The sequence below is a fragment of the Hydrocoleum sp. CS-953 genome (assembly GCF_002260545.1).
In the GTDB taxonomy this organism is placed as follows: Bacteria; Cyanobacteriota; Cyanobacteriia; order Cyanobacteriales; family Microcoleaceae; genus Trichodesmium.
This window is the reverse complement of record NZ_LGSU01000059.1, coordinates 1-1,786: the sequence shown is the minus strand read 5'-3', so window position 1 is coordinate 1,786 and position 1,786 is coordinate 1. Positions and strand designations below refer to the sequence as shown.

General features: G+C 39.7%; 1 protein-coding gene and 1 pseudogene. Both read left to right on the top strand.

Annotated features, from left to right (window positions below; translation table 11 throughout):
* Window positions 1–19: 19 nt before the first annotated feature.
* Window positions 20–253, top strand: a pseudogene (locus AFK68_RS00345) (CBS domain-containing protein); the annotation flags it as partial.
* Window positions 254–711: 458 nt separating this feature from the next.
* Window positions 712–1,367 (top strand): phycobilisome degradation protein NblB (gene nblB, locus AFK68_RS00335; RefSeq protein ID WP_246843904.1); only part of this gene is annotated, 656 nt, incomplete at its 5' end.
* Window positions 1,368–1,786 lie beyond the last annotated feature (419 nt).

The window sequence follows — 1,786 nt, the reverse complement described above, 5'->3', positions numbered from 1 at the left end:
TGCTGCTAGATAGTGTTATTTCCTAGAAAATCCAGCTCGTTATGAAAAAGAAATTCATAAGGCTTTAGGAGAAACTGTTGGGGAAGTAATGACTAAAAATCCTCTAACTACTACACCTGAACAATTACTTTCAGCAGCAGCTAAACTTATGCACGAGCGTAATATTCATCGGTTACCAGTGCTAGATGAAAATGGCAAAGTGATTGGTATACTAACTCGTGGAGATATTATTAGAGCTATGGCAACTGAATGATTTCGATATTATTCAACACAATTTATTGTAAGGGAGCAAAAATAAACAAATGTAATAATTAATTATAGAAATGATAATTTACATTGCGATAAAATCAAGCCTCATACTGAGCAGTTGGTCACAATAGAGCATTGATTAAAACTGCTAATAAGCTATGCTTGTAAGTAAAAAAAGAAATATTGATAATCGCAATATTTAAGGGTAGAGAGCTTCAAAAAATTAAAACAATACAATTTATGGAAATGAGTGTTACCCCAGATTCAATTCAGCAACTACTAACATCTGAAGAATTAGGCGATCGCTTGCGTGGAGTTAATCAATTACGTCAAATAGAACCAGAGAAGGCTTTTGAATTAATTCAAACTCCGATCAAAGACAAAGATACTCGTGTTCGTTACGCTGCGGTGAGTCAAATGTCAAGTTTGGGAGAACAAAACTTAACAATCTCCCAAGAAATNTTACCCCAGATTCAATTCAGCAACTACTAACATCTGAAGAATTAGGCGATCGCTTGCGTGGAGTTAATCAATTACGTCAAATAGAACCAGAGAAGGCTTTTGAATTAATTCAAACTCCGATCAAAGACAAAGATACTCGTGTTCGTTACGCTGCGGTGAGTCAAATGTCAAGTTTGGGAGAACAAAACTTAACAATCTCCCAAGAAATATTGCGTGACTGTCTGCTTAACGATCCCGAACCAGATGTCCAAGCAGCAGCAGCAGATGCTCTAGGAGCATTAAAAATCACTCAAGCTTTTGACGACTTACAACAGGTATACCAGAACACTCCAGAATGGTTAGTGAAAGTTAGTATAGTTGCAGCAATAGGAGAAATGGGGGAACCAAAAGCATTATTTTTACTAGAAGATGCTCTGAAATCAGATAATGAACTAATACAGACTATGGCCATTAGTGCCCTAGGGGAACTAGGAAATTTAGCAGCTATTCCTTTATTAAAACCCTTTGTTGTCCATAGTGACTGGCAAATTCGCTATAGACTTGTACAAGCTTTACATCGGTTAGGAGGTCTAGAAGCAAAACAAATTATAGAACAGTTGGCCAGCGACTCATTTCAACAGGTAGCTCAAGAGGCCAAGTTAGCACTGAACAGCTAATGTAGTAAAACATGTATAGCTATGAACTACCCCGGGATATTCTAGCCTCCCGTGGTATCTCTTACCGAATAATTAATAATTACTAATTATTAATTAAATAATTCAGCTTTATTAGCCTCCCCTTTCAAGGGAAAAAAGCGGTCGTTTGCGTAGCATTCCGTTAGGATTGGATAGCTAGGTTTCCCGCTCTGGCAGAGGAACTGCGCTAACTTTCCATGTAGGCGACAGCCGTTTAGCTAGCGCACAACTCCGCAAACGCACTTCGGCTGTCGCCGAATGAATGGGGAGCATGACCTAGGATGGGATCGTGTTTCGGCGCTTGAGCCGACATGAAAAGCGTTAGCGTTAGCGTTAGCGTTAGCGAAGCTCCTCTGCAAGAGGCAGCTCCTCTGCAAGAGGCAGCTCCTCTGCAAGAGGCA